The sequence below is a fragment of the Alteribacillus persepolensis genome, assembly GCF_900099605.1.
Classification (GTDB): domain Bacteria; phylum Bacillota; class Bacilli; order Bacillales; family Marinococcaceae; genus Alteribacillus; species Alteribacillus persepolensis.
This window is the reverse complement of the sequence record NZ_FNDK01000024.1, coordinates 1-19,155: the sequence shown is the minus strand read 5'-3', so window position 1 is coordinate 19,155 and position 19,155 is coordinate 1. Positions and strand designations below refer to the sequence as shown.

The 19,155-nt window shown below is 39.0% G+C and carries 42 protein-coding genes; 10 read left to right on the top strand and 32 right to left on the bottom strand.

Annotated elements, in window-relative coordinates; genetic code table 11:
• Positions 1-96 precede the first annotated feature (96 nt).
• The 27 genes from BLT18_RS14980 to BLT18_RS14870 all read right to left on the bottom strand — a co-directional run bounded on the left by BLT18_RS14980 (position 97) and on the right by BLT18_RS14870 (position 10,848).
• A complete protein-coding gene (locus tag BLT18_RS14980; protein ID WP_245705284.1) occupies positions 97-399 on the bottom strand; it encodes an HNH endonuclease in 303 nt (100 codons plus the stop codon).
• A complete protein-coding gene (locus BLT18_RS14975) occupies positions 386-649 on the bottom strand; it encodes a hypothetical protein (protein WP_091275780.1) in 264 nt (87 codons plus the stop codon). The genes BLT18_RS14980 and BLT18_RS14975 overlap by 14 nt, the downstream gene beginning before the upstream one ends.
• 26 nt (positions 650-675) lie before the next feature.
• On the bottom strand, positions 676-1,191 hold the full coding sequence (locus BLT18_RS14970) for a hypothetical protein (RefSeq protein ID WP_245705282.1): 516 nt from the start codon (positions 1,189-1,191) through the stop codon (positions 676-678).
• 103 nt (positions 1,192-1,294) lie between these two features.
• Positions 1,295-1,846 carry a site-specific integrase gene (locus BLT18_RS14965; RefSeq protein ID WP_091275774.1) on the bottom strand — a complete coding sequence of 184 codons (552 nt, stop codon included), beginning with the start codon at positions 1,844-1,846 and terminating at the stop codon, positions 1,295-1,297.
• A gap of 71 nt (positions 1,847-1,917) precedes the next feature.
• The gene (locus BLT18_RS14960) at positions 1,918-2,376 is read right to left on the bottom strand and encodes a helix-turn-helix domain-containing protein (RefSeq protein ID WP_091275771.1); all 459 of its coding nucleotides are present in this window, start codon (positions 2,374-2,376) and stop codon (positions 1,918-1,920) included.
• On the bottom strand, positions 2,369-2,908 hold the full coding sequence (locus BLT18_RS14955) for an HNH endonuclease (protein ID WP_217635749.1): 540 nt from the start codon (positions 2,906-2,908) through the stop codon (positions 2,369-2,371). The genes BLT18_RS14960 and BLT18_RS14955 overlap by 8 nt, the downstream gene beginning before the upstream one ends.
• A 78-nt stretch (positions 2,909-2,986) precedes the next feature.
• Entirely contained in the window at positions 2,987-3,181 is a 195-nt protein-coding gene (locus tag BLT18_RS14950) for a hypothetical protein (RefSeq protein WP_091275765.1), read from the bottom strand.
• A gap of 135 nt (positions 3,182-3,316) precedes the next feature.
• A complete protein-coding gene (locus BLT18_RS14945; protein WP_245705281.1) occupies positions 3,317-3,502 on the bottom strand; it encodes a DUF3954 domain-containing protein in 186 nt (61 codons plus the stop codon).
• A 67-nt stretch (positions 3,503-3,569) separates the two neighbouring features.
• Entirely contained in the window at positions 3,570-3,743 is a 174-nt protein-coding gene (locus tag BLT18_RS18405; protein WP_175487558.1) for a hypothetical protein, read from the bottom strand.
• Entirely contained in the window at positions 3,730-3,927 is a 198-nt protein-coding gene (locus BLT18_RS14940) for a hypothetical protein (RefSeq protein WP_091275759.1), read from the bottom strand. Before BLT18_RS14940 ends, BLT18_RS18405 begins: the two co-directional genes overlap by 14 nt.
• 44 nt (positions 3,928-3,971) lie before the next feature.
• Positions 3,972-4,205 carry a hypothetical protein gene (locus BLT18_RS14935; RefSeq protein ID WP_091275756.1) on the bottom strand — a complete coding sequence of 78 codons (234 nt, stop codon included), beginning with the start codon at positions 4,203-4,205 and terminating at the stop codon, positions 3,972-3,974.
• A gap of 106 nt (positions 4,206-4,311) precedes the next feature.
• Positions 4,312-4,536 carry a hypothetical protein gene (locus tag BLT18_RS14930; protein ID WP_091275752.1) on the bottom strand — a complete coding sequence of 75 codons (225 nt, stop codon included), beginning with the start codon at positions 4,534-4,536 and terminating at the stop codon, positions 4,312-4,314.
• A 9-nt stretch (positions 4,537-4,545) separates the two neighbouring features.
• Positions 4,546-5,073, bottom strand: a complete 528-nt coding sequence (locus BLT18_RS14925) for a Holliday junction resolvase RecU (protein ID WP_091275749.1) — start codon at positions 5,071-5,073, stop codon at positions 4,546-4,548.
• The gene (locus tag BLT18_RS14920) at positions 5,070-5,471 is read right to left on the bottom strand and encodes a hypothetical protein (RefSeq protein ID WP_139184752.1); all 402 of its coding nucleotides are present in this window, start codon (positions 5,469-5,471) and stop codon (positions 5,070-5,072) included. The genes BLT18_RS14925 and BLT18_RS14920 overlap by 4 nt, the downstream gene beginning before the upstream one ends.
• Positions 5,422-5,661, bottom strand: coding sequence for a hypothetical protein (locus BLT18_RS14915; protein ID WP_091275743.1), 240 nt, complete (start codon positions 5,659-5,661; stop codon positions 5,422-5,424). The genes BLT18_RS14920 and BLT18_RS14915 overlap by 50 nt, the downstream gene beginning before the upstream one ends.
• A 4-nt stretch (positions 5,662-5,665) precedes the next feature.
• The gene (locus tag BLT18_RS14910) at positions 5,666-5,962 is read right to left on the bottom strand and encodes a hypothetical protein (protein WP_091275741.1); all 297 of its coding nucleotides are present in this window, start codon (positions 5,960-5,962) and stop codon (positions 5,666-5,668) included.
• Positions 5,955-6,125: a hypothetical protein gene (locus tag BLT18_RS18400; RefSeq protein ID WP_175487557.1), complete on the bottom strand. Its 171-nt coding sequence runs from the start codon at positions 6,123-6,125 to the stop codon at positions 5,955-5,957. The genes BLT18_RS14910 and BLT18_RS18400 overlap by 8 nt, the downstream gene beginning before the upstream one ends.
• A complete protein-coding gene (locus BLT18_RS14905) occupies positions 6,122-6,442 on the bottom strand; it encodes an SANT/Myb-like DNA-binding domain-containing protein (RefSeq protein ID WP_091275739.1) in 321 nt (106 codons plus the stop codon). Before BLT18_RS14905 ends, BLT18_RS18400 begins: the two co-directional genes overlap by 4 nt.
• Positions 6,442-6,591 carry a hypothetical protein gene (locus BLT18_RS18395; protein ID WP_175487556.1) on the bottom strand — a complete coding sequence of 50 codons (150 nt, stop codon included), beginning with the start codon at positions 6,589-6,591 and terminating at the stop codon, positions 6,442-6,444. Before BLT18_RS18395 ends, BLT18_RS14905 begins: the two co-directional genes overlap by 1 nt.
• 60 nt (positions 6,592-6,651) lie before the next feature.
• On the bottom strand, positions 6,652-6,837 hold the full coding sequence (locus BLT18_RS14900) for a hypothetical protein (RefSeq protein ID WP_091275736.1): 186 nt from the start codon (positions 6,835-6,837) through the stop codon (positions 6,652-6,654).
• The gene (dnaB, locus tag BLT18_RS14895; RefSeq protein ID WP_091275734.1) at positions 6,834-8,138 is read right to left on the bottom strand and encodes a replicative DNA helicase; all 1,305 of its coding nucleotides are present in this window, start codon (positions 8,136-8,138) and stop codon (positions 6,834-6,836) included. The genes BLT18_RS14900 and dnaB overlap by 4 nt, the downstream gene beginning before the upstream one ends.
• On the bottom strand, positions 8,125-8,460 hold the full coding sequence (locus tag BLT18_RS14890; protein ID WP_175487555.1) for a hypothetical protein: 336 nt from the start codon (positions 8,458-8,460) through the stop codon (positions 8,125-8,127). Before BLT18_RS14890 ends, dnaB begins: the two co-directional genes overlap by 14 nt.
• Positions 8,450-9,181, bottom strand: coding sequence for a DnaD domain-containing protein (locus BLT18_RS14885; protein WP_091275729.1), 732 nt, complete (start codon positions 9,179-9,181; stop codon positions 8,450-8,452). The genes BLT18_RS14890 and BLT18_RS14885 overlap by 11 nt, the downstream gene beginning before the upstream one ends.
• A gap of 316 nt (positions 9,182-9,497) precedes the next feature.
• Positions 9,498-9,662: a hypothetical protein gene (locus BLT18_RS18390; protein ID WP_175487554.1), complete on the bottom strand. Its 165-nt coding sequence runs from the start codon at positions 9,660-9,662 to the stop codon at positions 9,498-9,500.
• Positions 9,663-9,715: 53 nt separating this feature from the next.
• Positions 9,716-9,874: a hypothetical protein gene (locus tag BLT18_RS18385; RefSeq protein WP_175487553.1), complete on the bottom strand. Its 159-nt coding sequence runs from the start codon at positions 9,872-9,874 to the stop codon at positions 9,716-9,718.
• Positions 9,875-10,202: 328 nt separating this feature from the next.
• The gene (locus tag BLT18_RS14875) at positions 10,203-10,478 is read right to left on the bottom strand and encodes a helix-turn-helix domain-containing protein (protein ID WP_091275724.1); all 276 of its coding nucleotides are present in this window, start codon (positions 10,476-10,478) and stop codon (positions 10,203-10,205) included.
• A gap of 127 nt (positions 10,479-10,605) precedes the next feature.
• On the bottom strand, positions 10,606-10,848 hold the full coding sequence (locus BLT18_RS14870) for a hypothetical protein (RefSeq protein ID WP_091275721.1): 243 nt from the start codon (positions 10,846-10,848) through the stop codon (positions 10,606-10,608).
• 58 nt (positions 10,849-10,906) lie between these two features.
• Between BLT18_RS14870 and BLT18_RS14865 the strand changes: the two genes are divergently transcribed.
• Positions 10,907-11,161, top strand: a complete 255-nt coding sequence (locus BLT18_RS14865; RefSeq protein ID WP_091275720.1) for a helix-turn-helix domain-containing protein — start codon at positions 10,907-10,909, stop codon at positions 11,159-11,161.
• 13 nt (positions 11,162-11,174) lie between these two features.
• Here BLT18_RS14865 and BLT18_RS18380 read toward each other — a convergent pair whose 3' ends face one another.
• Positions 11,175-11,324 carry a hypothetical protein gene (locus BLT18_RS18380; protein ID WP_175487552.1) on the bottom strand — a complete coding sequence of 50 codons (150 nt, stop codon included), beginning with the start codon at positions 11,322-11,324 and terminating at the stop codon, positions 11,175-11,177.
• A gap of 80 nt (positions 11,325-11,404) precedes the next feature.
• Here BLT18_RS18380 and BLT18_RS14860 point away from each other — a divergent pair, with 80 nt between their 5' ends.
• Entirely contained in the window at positions 11,405-11,620 is a 216-nt protein-coding gene (locus BLT18_RS14860) for a hypothetical protein (protein WP_091275717.1), read from the top strand.
• On the opposite strand, the gene BLT18_RS18375 is transcribed toward BLT18_RS14860, so the two are convergent.
• Together BLT18_RS18375 and BLT18_RS14855 are read right to left on the bottom strand one after the other, a co-directional pair.
• On the bottom strand, positions 11,613-11,786 hold the full coding sequence (locus BLT18_RS18375) for a hypothetical protein (protein ID WP_175487551.1): 174 nt from the start codon (positions 11,784-11,786) through the stop codon (positions 11,613-11,615). The genes BLT18_RS14860 and BLT18_RS18375 overlap by 8 nt on opposite strands.
• A complete protein-coding gene (locus BLT18_RS14855) occupies positions 11,779-12,051 on the bottom strand; it encodes a hypothetical protein (RefSeq protein WP_091275715.1) in 273 nt (90 codons plus the stop codon). Before BLT18_RS14855 ends, BLT18_RS18375 begins: the two co-directional genes overlap by 8 nt.
• A 79-nt stretch (positions 12,052-12,130) precedes the next feature.
• Here BLT18_RS14855 and BLT18_RS14850 point away from each other — a divergent pair, with 79 nt between their 5' ends.
• A complete protein-coding gene (locus BLT18_RS14850) occupies positions 12,131-12,358 on the top strand; it encodes a hypothetical protein (RefSeq protein ID WP_091275712.1) in 228 nt (75 codons plus the stop codon).
• On the opposite strand, the gene BLT18_RS18370 is transcribed toward BLT18_RS14850, so the two are convergent.
• Both BLT18_RS18370 and BLT18_RS14845 read right to left on the bottom strand, forming a co-directional pair.
• Positions 12,335-12,478 carry a hypothetical protein gene (locus BLT18_RS18370; RefSeq protein WP_175487550.1) on the bottom strand — a complete coding sequence of 48 codons (144 nt, stop codon included), beginning with the start codon at positions 12,476-12,478 and terminating at the stop codon, positions 12,335-12,337. The two genes, BLT18_RS14850 and BLT18_RS18370, sit on opposite strands and share 24 nt — an antisense overlap.
• Before the next feature lie 13 nt (positions 12,479-12,491).
• Entirely contained in the window at positions 12,492-12,719 is a 228-nt protein-coding gene (locus BLT18_RS14845; protein WP_091275709.1) for a helix-turn-helix transcriptional regulator, read from the bottom strand.
• 156 nt (positions 12,720-12,875) lie between these two features.
• Here BLT18_RS14845 and BLT18_RS14840 point away from each other — a divergent pair, with 156 nt between their 5' ends.
• The 7 genes from BLT18_RS14840 to BLT18_RS14800 all read left to right on the top strand — a co-directional run bounded on the left by BLT18_RS14840 (position 12,876) and on the right by BLT18_RS14800 (position 19,132).
• Positions 12,876-13,334, top strand: coding sequence for a helix-turn-helix domain-containing protein (locus BLT18_RS14840; protein WP_091275706.1), 459 nt, complete (start codon positions 12,876-12,878; stop codon positions 13,332-13,334).
• Between the two features lie 886 nt (positions 13,335-14,220).
• On the top strand, positions 14,221-14,487 hold the full coding sequence (locus BLT18_RS14825) for a hypothetical protein (protein WP_091275700.1): 267 nt from the start codon (positions 14,221-14,223) through the stop codon (positions 14,485-14,487).
• 26 nt (positions 14,488-14,513) lie between these two features.
• Complete coding sequence (locus BLT18_RS14820) at positions 14,514-14,945, top strand: ImmA/IrrE family metallo-endopeptidase (RefSeq protein ID WP_091275697.1); 432 nt, start codon at positions 14,514-14,516, stop codon at positions 14,943-14,945.
• A 155-nt stretch (positions 14,946-15,100) separates the two neighbouring features.
• Positions 15,101-16,345 (top strand): hypothetical protein, encoded by a 1,245-nt coding sequence (locus BLT18_RS14815; RefSeq protein ID WP_091275696.1) that lies wholly within the window; start codon positions 15,101-15,103, stop codon positions 16,343-16,345.
• Positions 16,266-16,670 (top strand): hypothetical protein, encoded by a 405-nt coding sequence (locus BLT18_RS14810; protein ID WP_139184750.1) that lies wholly within the window; start codon positions 16,266-16,268, stop codon positions 16,668-16,670. The genes BLT18_RS14815 and BLT18_RS14810 overlap by 80 nt, the downstream gene beginning before the upstream one ends.
• A gap of 8 nt (positions 16,671-16,678) precedes the next feature.
• The gene (locus tag BLT18_RS14805) at positions 16,679-17,434 is read left to right on the top strand and encodes a hypothetical protein (protein ID WP_091275691.1); all 756 of its coding nucleotides are present in this window, start codon (positions 16,679-16,681) and stop codon (positions 17,432-17,434) included.
• 114 nt (positions 17,435-17,548) lie between these two features.
• Positions 17,549-19,132, top strand: coding sequence for a recombinase family protein (locus tag BLT18_RS14800; protein WP_091275688.1), 1,584 nt, complete (start codon positions 17,549-17,551; stop codon positions 19,130-19,132).
• Positions 19,133-19,155: the final 23 nt, after the last annotated feature.

The following is a 19,155-nucleotide window of genomic DNA, read 5'->3' as shown; positions in this document are numbered from 1 at the left end:
GTACCCCCCTTTCATGAAAATTCCATCCGCGGTAAAAACGAAGGACCGCCGCCGGTCCTTGGAGAAAGCCTTTCTCAACTTTTTTTGAGGGGGAGGCTATATCATTTCTGGATTTCCTTTCTCTTCCACTAATTTTATTTTCTTACTCACTGGCCTCTTGTTGTTTCCCTTCTCTGTATGCTCTTTGTTATGGCAAGTCGGACAGATGCTCTCCAAGTTGCTTAGTGTCAGCTCCAGTTCAGAATACTCACGCCTTGGCTTGATATGATGCACCGTGTTTGCTGTAGTAAGTTTCCCCGCTCGAAGACACGACTGACACAAGTAATTGTCTCGGATCAGTGCTTGTTCTCTGCATCGTACCCAGGCACCGCTTTTATAAAAGGGATCAGCTGTTTTCATGTTGTCCTTCATGTACACAAACTCCACATTCGTGACACTGTTTAGTTTCGTATTCAAGTTTTCCGTCTACATACACCTTATTCACATCCATCCGTTCTCCACATTCAGGGCATACGCTTCGATCAATCTCATCTAATTCATCAGCCAATGCTTTCGAATGTTTAGCAACAGCTCTTAGTTTAAGCTGCAGTACAATTGTATTGATATCAACTCTTAACTGACTGGCTTTCATTTCCACTTCGCCTCCCATAAGAAAAAGCACCCTCGAAAGGATGCTTATTTTGTCTCTACTCTTAAATTTTTCCAATCTGTTGTTAATTCACCATCCCTCACGTCAGAGGATGTAATACAAAATATCTTATACTCTTTTACTTCCTCAGCAAATGCATTAGAAACCTCAAACAACCAATCATGTACATTTTTCTCGTTTAACCCACATGGTTCATTGAATAATGTCGTCCTAGACACTCTTAATTCAAAGAGATATTTTTCGCCATCCTTAACAAATATGCCTTCGTAATCAGATAACCTTGGAGAGACTTCCCATTTAAGTTCTTGTCGCGAACCATCTTTCTTTTTTTGGGATTCTTCTCTCCTTCTTTTGTCTGCCTCGTCTCGTTTCCTCACAATTGCCTGTTGTTGAGAACTTTTGTTCTGCATGTCAAATCTAAATCCCATCTTATACCCTCTCCTTCCACCACACACTAGTTCGACAAAAGGAGATATTTTCCTTCTATTCTTCCACCCAATGAACCATATCTTATAATGTGTTTCTTTTCCTAAACCTCTCAATCTGTTGTCTCTCAAGAGTTTAACAACATCTCTTTTTTGAATGAATCACAAACTTAAATATGATTCATTTACGGCATAAAAAAAGATTTATGTTCGACCCTTTTTATCCTACTCCAATCTTAAATTTACTCATCGCTTTGTCCATAGCATCTTGATTCACTCCTATATAACGGAGCGTGATATGCGGTGATGAGTGGTTAAACAGTTCCTGGAGCATAGCAATATCTTTTGTCTGCATATAAAAATGGTACCCAAATGTTTTTCTTAGCGTGTGGGTACCAATCTCATTAAGTCCAGCGTATTCCGCTGCTTCTCGTAAAACTTTGTATGCAGCTGAACGTTGGATAGGCATGTTATTCCCTTTTCTGCTTTGGAACAAATACTCATCATCGTTCATGTGCCGGATATAGTTTTTTAACTCACGATGAAGATCCGGCGTGATGCGAAGACGCTTTTGCTTCGTTGTTTTCTTCTCACGCAAGCTGATATAGTGTCCACGTACATGTTTTGCTTTCAGTTGCAAGATATCACTAATACGTAATCCTGTATTGATACCAAGCACAAACAGCAAGTAATCACGTTCATTTTTGGCCTTTAAATATTCTTGTATGACTTGTATTTTGGCAGGGTTCCGTATCGGCTGTACAAAATTCACATATAACCACTCTCCCTTATTTTTGTTGTCACACTGCTCATTGAACCTTCGTTCTTGTCCTATGTCACATTTTAACCACTCGAAACTTCTTTTTTCAAACCTGTTTGCTTTGGAAAGTTTGCGCTTTTTGGAAACTCCGTAAATTGAGATACAATAGAGTCTCGAATATTCCTCACATGAGTATGAGACAATCCCATCTGACGAGAAACCGCCCGTAAGCTCATTCCATCTAATATGCGATTGAGCACAGCTCTTTCTTTATCATTATGAATACAGGAAATACGCTCTTGAACAAAAACAACTTTCTTTTTGAGTTTTTCAATATCTTGCCATTCGTCCTCGCGGCGCAGATATTCTTGAAGAATGGGATCTGACTGGTTTCCTTGAGGTTTTGGCATAGCTGCTTCAAGCCCATACATTGCTGTAATGTTGTCTCCTATATCTTGTCGCATCTCTCTCCTTTTTAAGGCTATTGTTTGGATCATCCAATGATAATTGTGTAAAGCTGATTTAACCTGTTTCTTATCCACGGTGCTCACCTCTTTCGGCGGCGCTCTTTAACATGTGGTATGAAACATCGTTTTTATGAGTATCAGCATGACATGAGGGACACAACAAAACTAGATTATCTAGTTCATTTAAACCACCCTCAGAATACTTTTTAACGTGATGAATGTGTAAATTGTCTTCAGCACGGCAAACTACACATCTGTTTTTACATTTTTTATATACATCTTTTTTTAATTTTGATCCAATTGTACGGCTTTCCTTAAAGTCCTTTTTATCCCCACCAACAATTTTCCGAAACTGGTAAACATGATTCATATTACAAGATAGATACATCATATAAATTCCAGCTACTGGAGGAGGTGCAGGAAATTCACCCATCGTTTTTTCAATAGTATTTATATCGCCAATGTCTTCTCCTGTTACTCGAGCCATTTCTTTGACGGATTTTTTTCGTAATAGCCTCATTCCCAGTAGTTCATTGCCGTAAATTTCATTTTTCCACCAAGGCATTGCTTTATTGTATATAGACTCTCGACTGATTTTTTTTGCCATCGAATTCACCCCCTTTCTCATCTACATTTTACCATTTCGTTAACAAACATTAAGAATTTCCTCATTCCCAATCCCCCCTTATTTCTGCCTAATCGCGCCGCCTCTGCCTCGTCCATACGTTCTCCTATTCATGCCCATAAGCTCCTTGATTTCACTCTCTGAATACTGTTCGGTGCTTTTCTTCTTTCCCTTTTTCCGTTTTCGTTTCCTTTTCGGCTCTAAATTAAGCTGTTTGGCGGCAACAGCTAGTTGTTCTTGAAATGAAGGCTTCATGACTTCCTCCTTTGGCTGCAAATATGAGGTGACAATTGTAGATTGGTTGCATTTGGGTTCCTTGCTATGAAAAAGGGCACTAACAGACACAGCTTCAGCTGTCATCCATTAGTGCCCTGGTTGTTCCAGTAGCGTTTATTTTTTTGTATACGTAATTTCATAATGAGATGGTTTACCGTTTTGCCAAGTGATGATTTGTTTTCCGAATCCTTCTCCAGGAGTGTCCACTTTTTCGATATTACCGTCACGAATTCTATAAACAGCATTCTCATTCAAGTCGATTTCAGCTTTATTCGTACCTATGTTTACTGGGATTTTCACCATGACCCCTCCCTGTGGTATACTCGTATCACGGCCTGTATGAGTCGCCTTGAGAGGGGCGGCTTTTTTACTTCTTAAATGTACGTGCTTGTGAACAAGTCGCCCAATGCGGAGTGAAACCTTTCACCACATCTCCATGCTTCGTGACAACTGTTTGCTCTTGTGTATCGGCCGGCATCGCTTTTCCTTTCGGCGTCTTAATCCATTGAATGGAAGCTCCACACCCTTTACACGTTGGCATGTTTGTTCTCCTTTCTTTGTTTTGGCCAAGTAGGATTTACTTTTCTTCTGGGTCCCCGTCTAAACTTTCGTTGCTCCTGGATCTGCTCCATCCAAGCTATTTCTTCTGGAGTCATTTTCCGTTCCTTCACATCACTGGAAAGCTCCTCACGCACCACATGTTTCTGCCAGTCAATTTGATTCATCTTCCTCATCCTTTCGATTTTTTGGTTTTTCGTCGGAATGTGTGTTAATCCCAATGTGAAACGGTCCCTCTACTCCATGACCAAACACCTTTATTCATAGATTCAATTTCAATTTTTACAGGCACATATTGAATACTTAACTCATCGTCAATAATTTGTTGAGCCATTTCCTGCGTTGGTAAAAAGCACGTTGAACGCAAGTCCAAGCTGTCTTCTTTCTTTTCTAAGTCGTACCAAACATCTTCTTGATATAAAAAACCTATTGCCCAAAAATTCACGTTAATTTCCTCCTTTTTATTTCACATCATCGGTCTGCTATTCACTTATCAGCAGCCCATGTGATCAATGCCAGCACTGCCATCATTACCAGTGCTTCCCCACAGCTCATTGTTCTTCCTTTTCTTGACCTAGCAGCTTCCCTTGTCTGGCGTGGATTTGTCGTAATATAGTATCCACATCATGTTTTAGTTCGCTCTCCTTGTAGTGCTTCATGTGCCCTTTTCGCCCTGACTCAACGAGCACCCGTCCATTGACAGTGTTTATTACCGTTCCCTTGTTTCCGTTCTCCAATATAATGACTGGCGTGTTATCATCAAATTTTTTCACCATGCTCTCACCTCACCCTGAGAGTGCTTTGATATGCTTGTCCACCACAGCCAAATAATCTAATACAATGCCTCTGTTTTGCTGAACCACATCCGCATACACTTCTAACTCATCAAGAGGGATGGATTTTCGTCCGCCTTTCTGAGCGTTTCGAGTGTATTTCTGAACCATATTATTCGGAATAAGAAATACGCTCTGAATCGGTCTAATTTCAACAAGCACAAAGCTTATAGCCCCTTGTTTCTCCGCTTGGTCGAGAAAGGAAATCTGTCCTGGTGTCAGCATGTCCAAATCAAACCGTTTCTTGTTTGTTGTCTTCGCTTCAAATTGAATGGAGCGCCCTTTCCAAATACCGTCATAATCCACTGTGCTCTTCGATTCCCAAACAGCTTTTAGAATGTGCACTCCTTTTGTTTTCAGCACCTTTATAGGTGTCGGTCGTTTGTTTATAAGAGCAATACCTCTGTTTTTATACTGAAAGTTGGCAGTATTCAAAACCTCTTCAAAGCCTTTCCCTCTATTGCCTTGGTGTACTTTCAAGTGCTCACCTCCACTTTTAAATACTCATCCACCTTTGTGCAGGCAAATTCATCCGCTTCTTCTTTGTATACTTTCATAAGAACAGCCTTTTCTTGATCACGAGCATGGGAGAGCTCTTTGGCCGCTTCGTCTATGTCAATATTTTTAGCCCTCATAATAGCGTCACGATGACACGCCCATGTGTGAAAAACTAATTCTTTTGTTTCTCCTTTTCTTGGTGAGTAGCTTTCAAAAGGAGCATGAGCGTTAAAAGGTACAAATGCTCTCACATAACAATATTCAGGCTCATTTTGATTCGTTATCCAATAGGCATTCATGATGTTGAAATAATGTAAACTCTCGATGATATCAAGTTGAACCATCCACCGCTTTTCCGCCTTGTACGTCGCTGTGCTCATGCCTTGCCCCCATTCCAGTTTCACAGTTATAAACACCAGCAATATTTTTATAGTACGGATACTCCATGCCCCATCTTCGTTTCCATTCTTTCTTGCACATGTCCACGTTCTTGCCTTTCTGAATCATCTTCTGAAGCTGATAGTTTGCTAACCTCTCAATACTGTGCCGCTCCATCCACGTTTTTCTCATTCGTTCACCCCACATCACTCCAAATCTGGTTCCATGTAATTTTCAGTTTGCCGTTGTGCTTTCTAGCCCGATCAAACATAAGCAAGAAAACTTCATCAGGATCTCTCTTGAACATTTCCGCAATCCTCACCAGAGAGTATCCTTGTTTCCAATACTCATCGAACCGTTTATCCTCATCCTTAGTGAAACTGTGGTCTAAATCTTCGTTAACGATATAAGCGCTGCCCGCTTCGTTTTTTAAATAACGATTTTCCAGCTTCGCAATGGTTTGTTTCTGGGCTTTCAGCTGTTGATCAATCACCGTTTCCCTCCATATGCTTTTTAATGTCTAACGCTTCCGCTACTTTTGAGACGGTTTTCTCTCCGATACCAGGGTGATGTTTTATTTCATTGAACCGCTCGCAAAAATCATGAATCACTTGGCGACGAGCATCGTGCCAGCCTTGCCAGTAATCCTTATTCATGACAAGACCCCCTTGCTTTGTAACTGCTGCACTCTTCTCCTAACAGCTTGAGGACTTCGATACATAAGACCGTCAGCAATTTCTCGAAAAGAGCACCCTTTTTGAAATCCATAAATAAGCGCCGTATCTTCATCTTCTGTCCAATGCTTCTTTTTGTAATAAAGCTTGTCTATCCATAATTTATCTGCCACTTCCAAAGCTACATTTTCACCACATAACGCACAGAAATATTTCCTGATGTGCTTTTTGGCAGCAACAAGTGTTTCTTCTCTACAATCAGAACAGTACAAGAGGACGTATTTCTTTTTTGCCGGCATTAAGCTTTCGCCTCCATGATCTCTGGAAGTCGCACTCTCTCCGTTTCCAGTTCCTCTAGAGACAATTCACGGAGTAATCGTCCGTCATGAGCTACATAAAAGCTTTGTTTTTGTAGTTCCTGCAGCAATACTTGCCGACGTAGTTCCATTCGCTACACCCTCTTCCATTATTTTCTTTACATTCCAGTGGTTTCAGTCTTACCGTGTTGCTATTTACCTCTTATCATGGTAATTGGGGAAATAGAATCTAAATACTGATCAAAGAGCTTAATTCCATTCACCAGTTCGTGATAGTCATAACTTGTACATTTCTGCATAAATTCAACTTGAGACATGATTTCACCGTTTTGTTGGTAATGTTCTTTCAAAGCTTGACAGATTTGTTCAGCCGTCATATGCCTACCTCCTCATGTCTGCGGTCAAGATTCACAAATTTTTGATATTCCTTGATAAATGCCATTTCAGCAGTGCCTGTTGGACCGTTCCTTTGCTTACGAATAATGATTTCTGTGATGTTCTGATTTTCAGCTTCTGCATCGTAGTAATCTTCCCGGTACAAAAACGAGACAATATCAGCGTCCTGCTCGATGTTTCCTGACTCTCGAAGGTCTGACATCATCGGTCGTTTATCTTGTCGAGATTCAACGCCCCTAGACAGCTGAGAAAGAAGTACAACCGGCACTTTTAACTCACGTGCCATCATCTTCAAGTCCCTTGTGATTTCACCAATTTCCAAAACTCGATTTTCGTAACGCCTGCTGGCACTCATAAGTTGCAGATAATCGATGACAACCAGATGATTGTCGTCTGGATACTCATTTACTTTCTTCTTCACAGTTGCTCGAATATCACTGACCATGCGCTTTGTCTCATAGATCGAGAGGTTCCAGTCATAAACCTTTCCAGAGGCAGACGTTGCCTTGTCGTAATCATCATCATCAAACATTTGAAAGGGCTGTTTCCATTTCGTGAGATCAATGCTACCTTCTGCAGATAAGATTCGATGAAGTAAGCTTTTTGCTCCCATTTCCAGTGAAAACACATGAGAGGAACCGCCATTTTTACAGTGCCCTCCTGCAAGATTAAGTGCAAATGCTGTCTTCCCCATGGAAGGTCTTGCAGCAACAATAATTAAATCTTCTGGCTGTAGTCCGCCTGTCATATAGTCAAACTCACTCAATCCTGTTTCATAGCCACCTGCTGCACCAGATTCGTCTTCTGACATCGTCATATCCATAGCAATCTCGGAAAGCCAGTCTCTTACGGTTCTTTCTTCGTTAATCTGACCGACTTCACTTAGCTGAGACAACTTTTCTTGCAGTTCCAGCATGTTTTCTTCTGTTGCATTCTCTGTAAAAGCTAATGCTTGTTCTCTTGCTTGTCGTAGCTTATACGCCTCAAACACAAGACGCTGATGATGTTGAAACGAATGAACAGAAGCTACAGAGCCTGCCAAATCGGAGAGGTAACTTATGCCACCAACTTCACTTGCTGCATCCCTCAAATAGCTGAATACGGTTACCATGTCTGGTGGCTCATCCTTCTGTTGTGCCGTTTTCATAGCTTTTAAGATTGCTTTATGTTTCGGATGAATGACATGTTTCGCTTGCAAAGTGCATTCTTGAATAAGATCCGGCTCCAGAAGAATGGCACCCAGTACCGCTTGTTCTGCTTCCGCGTTTTCAAGTCTCGTCATCCGCTTTCACCTTTTCCAGAAGGTTGTTCCAATACTGCCGAAATTTCTTCTTTTTCTCTGGGTTGACTTTTTCTCCGTTCTTACGGAATTCTTTGACTTTCTCCCATTCTTCATTTCTTGTTTTGGGATATGATGCAATTTCTGCGATAGTTGGGGGGAAAGGTTTTTCAGCAGCGTAGGACGATAAGTTTTTTATAACACCGTCATAATCCATTTTTTTCAAAGCAGGTATTAGTATTTCAGCCTTCCGTTTTGTAATCTCGAATTTGGGATAAATTTCCTTAATCGTTTCTAGTACATCAACAGCCTGTTCATACTTCATTGGAGCCCTCCTCTCGCAACTCATCAAAGATAGATTTCCCTTGTTTTTCACGCGGGAAAGGAATGGTATTGTTGTTTCTACGCATCTTGCCTTTTTCATATCTTCTCGCCTGTTGTACATCATCAATCCCTTGTTCTTCCCACTCGTTTAAAATGCTTTCGATGGACGCAAAAGAACGCCATCCCTTTTTAGCTGCAAATTTAATTGCGCTACTAACCAAACCCGGGCTTAGATCATCACACCACATCCCAATTGATTGGAGAATGGCTGGCCTTGCCATGCCAAAGTTCTCTTGAAATACATCAAAAGGATTTTCCTCACGCGCGCCCTCTCCCTCTCTCTTTTGTTTTGTTTCGTTTTGTTTAGTAACGGTCGCGGTTGTTGTCTGGGTACTTGTCTGTTCTGTTGTCTCTGTTGTTGTCTGGGTACTTGTCTGTTTAACAGACGAAAAGGGAATAAGTTCAAATGCTGTTGCTTTTGTTCCCCTTTCTTTAAAATCAATTAGTCCAGCTTGTTTAAGCTGATTCCTTGCTTTATAGTAAGCATCTTTCTTCAATCCTGTTTTTGCTTCTATTACTGATCTGGCTACCGTAAATGTTTGCTGCCAACCAGACTTGTTATTAAGGTGCATAAGCGCATGCCATAATAATACTGCTGATTTGGACAACTCATTTAGTTCGAGCCAATCATAAAAAGCATTAATTTCCTTAATATAGTTCAACGATGCTCACCACCGAGGTTTCTCCAATCAATGACCGTTATGTCATGCTTCAAATTCATCCCCTCCTCTCACAAACTGCACACATCCCTTCCGTTTTGATTAATTTCATATCAGGATAGGTTCTTTTTAGATAACCTTGGACATACTTTCTAAATAACCGTCCCCGGTTTGTGCTTCCTTTTGTCAGTCCAACATAGATGCTGGGGATTGGTATCCTGTAACGAATCATTACATCAAAACTCCAGCTCTTGCATTTTTGTAGGGAATTCGCATACAATAAAAGCAGTGATACTTTTAGTGCGAACCCCCTTGCTCATCAGACCGCCATCTGATGGGCCTTTCTTTTTTCGTTGAAATAAATTTCTAAAACGTAGTCCCGATCAAAAGCTAGTCGATGTGAAACTTGTTCTACTCCTTTTTCCATCCCCAACGTATCCAAATGGTTGACGATGTAAAAAACAATGTCTTTTGTCGGTGTCATAATCTCCCCCCGCTTTCGTTGTGTATTTTCGAATGCCATCACCGATAACTGCGCTACCCTGCCTTTTTCCTCCCTTTTTCATCCTGATACACCCAGCGAATGATATCTTTTTCGATACCTAATCGTTTGGACAGTACCTTTACTGCCTCCGCATGTCCCAGTGCTTCAATATGCTGCACAATGTAATACTTCAGCTCAGGATCAAGTCTCACTGTTTCACCCCTTTCTGGTGCCAGCACACCGCCGGGCCCATGACTACGGAGGGGGGATAAACCATCGAGGGGATGTATGTCCAGTCATAGACCCGGCGGCAAGCAGCACCGCAAAGCTGACTTGCCACATACCAACCTAAGTGCTACAATGTAGCTAATAACGGTTCCTAAAAGTGCTTGCTGTTGCCGCAGCAGGCATTTTTTATTTTTATTTCCTCCATACTTAGCACCTCACAGGTTAATTTCTGCCACTCTAAGAGCTATTAAAAACACTGCAATAAACGTAATAAGGATACTCCACTCTAATCTAGTTATGTTTTTAAACATGTTAAGCCCCCATTAAAATCATTCCTATTGCACTTCCAAATGTCATCATGATTTGCTGCATCATGGTAACTCCATCTATCCCTAAGAGAAAGGCAGCCATCACTTCTGGTGACTGTGTATTTTCTGTCCATGCTTTAAAGAGGGAAATGGTTGGCTCTTGCTTGTCCGACTCATACCGAGATATATCGGACTGCCCCATGTGTAATCTTTCCGCTAGTTCTTCTTGCGTCATTCCAGCGCGTTTTCTACATGCTTTCAAAATCGCTCCGTACTCCACGTTATTCACCTCCTTCAAATATGCACGTGATGCATATGCAGGATGTACATGGAACCATTGCCGTTATTGGATATAAAATGAAATTAGATTAAATAAATGCGGCACAACTCGTCCATCAACGCAGGCTTTAATCAGCCCGCTTTGCGTATTTCTCGTTGAGTTCTTTCTGTTTCTCTGGAGAAAGATCGCACCATATGGACCAGCCGATTTGGTGGGCTTCCTTTAAAATTCGGTCCACTTTTTCCTTTGGTACTTCACCTGGATCTACGATACGCACTTTGGTGTTACCGCTGGTGTATTCCATAGACATATCTTCATGATTGTCAGTCATCGGTACATCACCTCGTGACATTTTATGCGCGTCAATCATATGGACTGCCCTCCTTCTTAATATGTTTTTTCTACCTTTAATAAAAGGAGTTGATTTAATGGCTGTTGATCAAGCATTAAAAAGAGAACTGCTTCTTTTGATAAATGATGTTTCAGATGATTTATTAAGTTTTGACGGAGAAGAAATGGCTCACATATATTTGCCAGAGCTTCATACAAAGGATGTTCTTTTCCACCTAATAAATCTTGCTGATGATGGTTTATTAGCGACTCACCCCAACAACAAAACGAGATTGTATGGGCTAACCCCAAAAGGCCGACAATACGTATCAAATGGATACAAACCATCGTGATATTGATGTGGTTTTAATCCAGACAGAGGAAAGTAAGCATTTCCATTAATTCTTGTGCAGCATTTTCTTTTGTGTATAAAGGATCGGTACAGAGTTCATTTGCAATTCTAAGAACCATACATTTCAACTCTGCTCTAAAAAGCTTTTCATCGAGGTTATTCATGATGAAGCTCCTCCTTTAAGATGCTGATATGGTTTTTCCTTCCTTTTCTAGTAAACTAGTACTAGAAAGGAGGTGTGAACATGGACGTTAGTAAATTGTTCAAGGGACAAACAGTTGATATAACTTGTGTAAACCCTGAATGTGAACAAACAATTAAGGTTGATGGAAACAAATTGTTTCAAAAAAACCAAACAGTGACTTGCCCTCACTGTGATGGGAACATTGCTTTAGAAAACAATGAGTCTATCAAAAAAATGGAAAATGAAATTAAAGAACTTAAAAACAAATTCAAGTAGTACCTGACATGGAGTAAAGGAGACTCAGAGCCTCAAAAAGCTCTTCTTTACTCCAACCTTTTTCTTCGGCAAATTCGAAAATTTCCTTGGAGTGATTGATGGTTCGTTGGAATCGCTCTAAATGGCCGTTTGTAACAGTGAGAGTGAAATCACAATTTTTACCCATTATCCGTCCTCCTATATTCAGTATCACTGGTTAGGCTGTTGATTTTTTCATTTAATCGGTTGATCGACATCTTCATCTCACGAACTTCATGGCATAGGTCGATCAGCCTTTTTGATTGAATTAATAACTCCTTTCCAGTCCAGCTATCCGGCTCAACAATAACCGTATCGATGTTTTTGTGTTCTTCAATGACTTTTTCTATAGCTTTTATGGCATCAGGAGAGTTTTCCATTAAAATTGAAAGTTCTTTTTTGTCGTTGTTCATTCAGCTCGCCTCCTCAAGATGCTGATGTGGCTTTTTCTCCCTTTTCTAGTAAACTCGTACTAGAAAGGAGGTGTACATTATGGAAGATTTAAAAATAGAAAAAATCGTTGAAGTTTCATCAGGAAAAGAAGCAACCCATTATCTTGATGAAGGTTGGGTTCTCTTATCAACTGGTTTTGTCAAAGGAGAAGTCCCTGGTTACGACTACCACTCGTATTCTTTGGGATACCCCAAGACAAAAGCTGTTCTTAATCAGTTACGTGATGAAACCAAAAACAAAGCTTTAGATGAAGATGGTATTTTTTAATTTCTTAAGCACATACACAAATCCATAACCACTTGGGGTGGAGTTTCTTACGTCCACAAGGCTCCATCCCTCTTTTAATAAAAGGTTCACTTGCTTATAGTCACTGCAATGCAAATTCATCCATTTCACCTCCTCAAGATGCTGATGTGGTATTTTGTTTCGTTTCGTTACGTTTATTTTCAAAAAAAATAGTCCAATCAAAACCAAGAGCACTACCTATTGCCTTTGCTGCAGAAACACTCGGATTCCTGTTTCCAGACTCAATCATTGTATAGTAAGCTCTTTGGATATTTGATAATTCGGCAACTTTCTCTTGAGTGTAACCTCTTTGTCGTCTTATTTCCTTCAGCCAGTCCCTCATTCCCTCACCTCCTGTATCGTTTCGTTACATTAATTTTAGTATCGTTTCGTTACATAGTCAAGAGGTTATTTTAAAAAAGTTTCCTTTTGTTACAAATAGTTTAAAGTAACTATTTGTTACAGTAAAATAAGTGGTATTGGAGGGTGGTGTTTCCGATTGTTAAAGGAACAACTCGTTAAACTAAGGAAAAATAATAAAAAAACACAACAGGACATGGCTGATATTTTAGGAATTACCAGACCCGCTTATACAGCATATGAGAGAGGCACAAGAAACCCTGATTATGAAACCCTGCAAAAGATAGCAGATTTTTTTGATGTGTCTACGGATTACCTGTTAGGTAGAACCGACAAAAACCAATCCGACTGGAATGCAAAACTCCCTGAGCTTACCGATAAAGACGAGCGCGATATCCAAAAAGAGCTGCAAGAAATGATTGACGGGTTAAACAGCAAAGATGGTTATGCATCGTTTGACGGACGGGATATGAGTGACATGGATGAAGAGGATAAAGAATTACTGATAAACTCTCTTGAAACTTCTTTACGACTAGCAAAACGTATGGCAAAACAAAAGTTCACTCCGAAAAAGTATCGGAATGAGGATATTGATTGAAGTATTAAATAAATTATAATTTAAAACAGAAACAAGCGTTTTATAAATAAAATTAAACATTATACCGTATTATAGATTGCCGCCCTAGAAAGTGATTTCTAGGTGAAAACCGGATGAATTCATGGAAAGCCTAAGTCTATTGATAAGGTAACCGTGAGCCAAGCCAGAGGACCCCTACTCCGTACCCTGGAAGGTGCAACGCATAGACAGTGAGGTAAGGGGACCAATAACCTGTCCACGAGCGTCCGGCATCCCATGTGGATGAACAGGTATGCTGAACTTTGTGGAAACACAAAGAAGCACGGGATAAAAAACCCGTGCGATAACAATATGATATTGTCAGAGAGTGCTTCAACCACTCAATCCATGCTACCAGGGCAAGAGAAACTAACTGACATTGGGGTTGATAGTTCAATAATGAAATCCATGCAAGACTCCATAGGAATTGCATCCCAGATTGAACTACCTGCATTACCAGAATTTCCAAAAGTTGAACTTCCTGACATCGGTAATCTAATTATATCATGAGGGCCAAGAAAAAATGCTTTTAAATAAATATAAAAAATAGATGAGCATGAGCGCATTACGTAGGAAGCATCGACGATGAGTGGAAAAATGAAAGAAGACATCCTCATTAATTCAGAATTTCCAGAACTAACCAAGAAAGATGAACGCGAAATTTAAAATAAGTTTCAAAATAGTATTAAAGAGTTAAATGGCGATAATGGAAAACCTACGCTTAACGGACAAGATATGAGCGACTTAGATGAAGAGGATAAAGAATTACTGATAAACTCTCTTGAAACTTCTTTACGACTAGCAAAACGTATGGCAAAACAAAAATTCACGCCGAAAAAATATCGGAAATAAGGAAAGGGTGATTAAAATGACCGATCGAGAATTACTGGAGCAGCTTCTTCAAACAGTGACGAACATCGACTCTAAAGTCACAGATATGGAAACAGAATTAAAAACAGTAAACACGGACCTATCCGAGTTAAAAGAAAATCAGAGACAAGTCCAACAAGCAGTCCTGGAAACAAATGAGACAACAAAAAGAATGGAAGCCAACCAAGAAAAACATGAACGCATCCTTGATTTACTTTCTCGCCGATCTATCGAACAAGAAGCTGAGATGAAACGAATCAAATAAAATAATGTGTTATGGTGGGGCGCTAAATGATCAAAGATATCGTTCAACGTTTAATTGCAAAATACCAAACCAACGACCCCTTCGAAATCGCAGCACAGAAAAACATTTTGGTTCTTTATGAAAACCTGGGATCTACTCTCGGTTATTTCCAAACGTCACGACGGATCCGCTTTATTCACGTTAACCATTGTTTAGACGAAGGCATGCAAAGGTTTGTTTGCGCACACGAACTAGGTCATGCCTGCCTTCACCCAGATGTGAACACTCCTTTCCTAAAAAACAACACCTTTTTTTCTGTCGGTAAAGTTGAAATAGAAGCTAACACGTTCGCTGTGGAATTGTTGTTACAAGACGAAGATATTTATTCGTATCAAGACACAAGTCTGAGTATTCAAGAGATTAGCGCGATTTATGGGATTCCAAAAGAAGTATCTCACCTGAAAAAGGGATTTTTTTAACCTTTTTATAGGTATATTTTCGCGCGTCTATCTATTCACCTCGCTCTTAATATGAGGTCCCTGAAGAAGTCGCTTATTTAAAAAGTTTCTAATTTTGGTGCAAATATTAATAGCGCGAAGTGGCCTGAGCGAATAATCATAAGGGAGGGTAAAACATGAAAAAGGAATACCATGAATTAAATGATATCCAGCAGAAGAACATTGCCTTCTTATTGGATAAAACAGATACAAATCACTTAGACAAGTTAAAAGTGAATTATGGGGTGGCTTCCGGAAAAAGACTCGAAGATTATCGACAAAACGTGCTTTCTTCATTGGTAACAGGTGTAATTCCCTTTAAAGACTTTCTTCACTGGCTATCCCATGTACACTTGGAAGGTAATAATTCTATATTTATTTATGAACCAACTAACCCTGACTTTTTCAAAAAAAAGCAGAAAATCAAACTGCTGAAGAATTGTAGATCCAAAATATCACCTATTTATAACATCAACAAAGAAGACCTAAATCAGATTAAACTTGTTAGCATTGAAGAGAATCAGCAAAAATGTCAAATAATACTTACTTTCGCAGCTCCAGCTCAATTACAAGTTAAAGAAGATGGTGCTAATTCATTCAAATTAGAAAACGACTTATACCTTAGTTACTTCATAATAGATTATGATAAAAAACACATCGTTCTTTCTATGCACCCTACTGTTAATTTGATATCTGTTGCTGGTGAAAAAAAGAGGCGAGAATGGGATGACTTAACATGGATACATTTACGCGCCTTCAAATTAATTACAGAAATGAATTTTGAATTAAAAGATCCAGAATGGGTTGTGGATGCTTTATTTGAAATAACCGAAGAATATTTCCATCATAATAATAAAAAAATAACGAATATAATAGAAGAAGTAAATCAAACCAAGCTCGAAGAAATCACTAAGTCGATACAGGAAATAGATCCGTTATTTAAGAAAAAGGATTATAAACTACGTATTCAAAGATCGCTATCCAATTTGCTCGAAAGCGAATTAACTACTGCTTATGGTCGAATTGACATTGGTACTCCATTTAGTGTATTTTTACATCAATCAGATAAAGGTGTTACAGAATTTAAAGCCAACTCTAGAGGTAAGGCTTTAAATCGCACGGAAGCTGCGGATATTGTTAAATTAATGTGGGATAATGGTGACATCACGTCACTGGGTATTATCTACACTTTTACAAATGAGAATGCAATAAAAAAAGAACATCCTTATAAAGTATTAAAAACCAATAAATATTATTCTTTAAAGAAATTTAATACGTCAGTTACTAAAAAGGAGGTGGTGGATGATGTTCTTGAAGCACTTGATAGCTATAAACAAAGAGTTCAACCTTCCACCAACGCGCCTTCGTATACTCGACGATGAATTGACATTGTTAAAACCCGGCACTAATATTTCGCCGCATTATCTTTATCGCAAGACAAAAATCAATACAGAAATTATCAAAATTATCCTGATAGAACTTTCTTTTGTATCTCCCTATATAAAAGAGAACTTTATTATATTTTGTGAAAATGAAGACAGAGAAATGGTTCATGGTTTTGAATTTTCCACTAAGAAAGAATTGAAAAATTTCATACTTAAGAATGGGCATCTTTGCCCAGAGTGTGATTATTCATTAAAAACCTCTGATATCAGAGTTTCGTTCAAAAAAATAAATTCAGAAGTTATACCTGATAAGGTTTTGTAGGTGATATTATGGAAAACAACACCGTTTCCTACAATCAATACATCGATCGTTCTCCGGATTGGAATGTTTGGACTCCTGTCTCAGAAGAAGAAAAACCATTATTTAATGAATTAATTGACAATGTTAAAAAAGCAATAGAATATGGCACCAGAAAAGAAAAAGGGGATTCACTCGAGAAATTAATGACTTTTATTTATGACCGCTTTGAAAGTGCTAAAGTCATACCTAATTACAATATTGGAGATAACCAAATTGATCATTTTATTGAATTTATAGACGGATTAACACCGACTTTTATTCACGAAAATATTGGTACAAGAATAATTGCTGAAAGTAAAAATCACAAAGACTCTATTGGCGTGAGAGAAGTTGCTGACCTATATGAGTTATTACGATCCAAAAAATCGAAATTAGGTATATTTTCTTCATATAAAACTTTTAGTCACGGAAAAACAATGTGGACTCTATCTGAAGGGAAAAGGAGAAAACTAGCACTATCAAATGAGAGATATATCATTGGATTCACTTTAAGAGAATTGGAATCACTTACTGAAAACAATTTTTACACTTTACTAAAGCAAAAGTATTGGAATCTTATTGATGAGCTAGAAGATGACTATATAGATGAAGAAGTTTCAATACCGTACCACGAAAGATTAAGCTTTTCACTAAAGCGATTGCGAGATATTGGCATTTTAGAACATAGTGTGGTGCAAGATGCTTTACAAAAAATCGAAATTAAATATGGCAAACTTACTAACTGATAGGCCTTAATTTAAAGGCTTTTCTTTTTTACCACATACGAACGTACATTCCTTTTTTGTTGTATAGAAACAAGAGACCGGTCTTATATACATAATTATAAATGAGGTGATACTATGCAAACTTGTATGTACCTTAGAAAATCCCGCGCAGACCTGGAAGCAGAAGCCCGGGGCGAAGGTGAAACTTTAAGCAAACACAAACGAGCTCTCTTAAAAATAGCTAAGAAGATGAACCTTAATATAGTAAAGATTCGTCAGGAAATCGTTTCAGGTGAAAGCTTGGTACATCGGCCTGAAATGCTGGAACTGCTTAAAGAAGTGGAAGCTAACGAGTACGATGCTGTATTAGTTATGGATATTGATCGTCTCGGACGTGGGAATATGCAGGAACAAGGCTTGATTTTGGATGCTTTTCGTAACTCCAATACAAAAATTATTACCACACGAAAAACATATGATCTTTCCGATGAATGGGATGAGGAATACACAGAGTTTGAGACATTCATGTCCAGGAAAGAACTTAAAATTATCAACCGCCGGCTGCAAGGTGGTCGTGTTCGTTCTATTGAAGAAGGGAATTATATTGCAACGAATCCTCCATACGGTTACACCATTAAAAAAGATGGAAAATCACGTACTCTTGAACCTCATCCAGACCAGGCTCCCATCGTGAAAAAGATTTTCGAATGGTACACAGATGACAATCCCAAAAAACGAATTGGAACCGGTGAAATATCTAATCGATTGAACAATATGGGAGTTACCAGTTATCGGGGACAACAATGGGGGCCTAGTGTTGTTCGTGCGATTATCAAAAACGCTGTATACGCTGGCCGTATTCAATGGAAACGAAAAGATATAAAGAAATCTACAACACCTGGTAAGAAAAAAGACTCCAAAACTCGTCCAAAGGAAGAATGGATTGATGTGAAAGGCAAGCATGAACCTCTTGTTTCCCCTGATTTATTCGCAAAAGCACAGGACATATTGGAAAGCAGATATCATGTCCCCTACAATATAGGAAGTAAAGTCACCAATCCACTTGCCGGTTTAATTTATTGTGGGTTTTGTGGAAAAAGTATGGTTCGAAGACCTTATACTGACAATAAAGTCTTTATCATATGTCATAATGGAAAAAACTGTGGATGCAGAAGCTCGAAATTAGAATATGTAGAAACACGGTTATTGGAAGGCCTACAAAAGTGGCTGGATCAATACAAAGCGAACTGGGAAGAAGTATCGAGCTCTCAGGAAAATCATGAATCTGACGAAGTTGATGAAGCCGATATTATTAAGAAAACTATTCAGCAGCAAAAAAATGAATTAAAGGAATTAAACAAACAAAAAATGAAGCTGTTCGACTTACTCGAAAGAGACATATATAATGAAGAAACTTTTCTGGAACGTAGCCAACATATTACGGAACGCATCAAAGAGACAGAGAACCAAATGGAAGAAAATAAAAAAGAGCTGGAACTTCTTCAGGATCAAGAAGCTGCACAAGAACAAATCATTCCTCATGTAGAAAACGTCCTTCACTTATACCCACAGACTGAGGATATAAAAAAGAAAAACACCCTCCTCAAATCAGTTGTCGAGAAAGCTGTTTATAAAAAGACAAAACAACAAAGACTGGATAACTTTGAACTGACAATTTTCCCCCGTTTGCCAAAGAAGAATTCCCCTTATTACGTATAGCATGGGAAGGGGAATTCATTCCC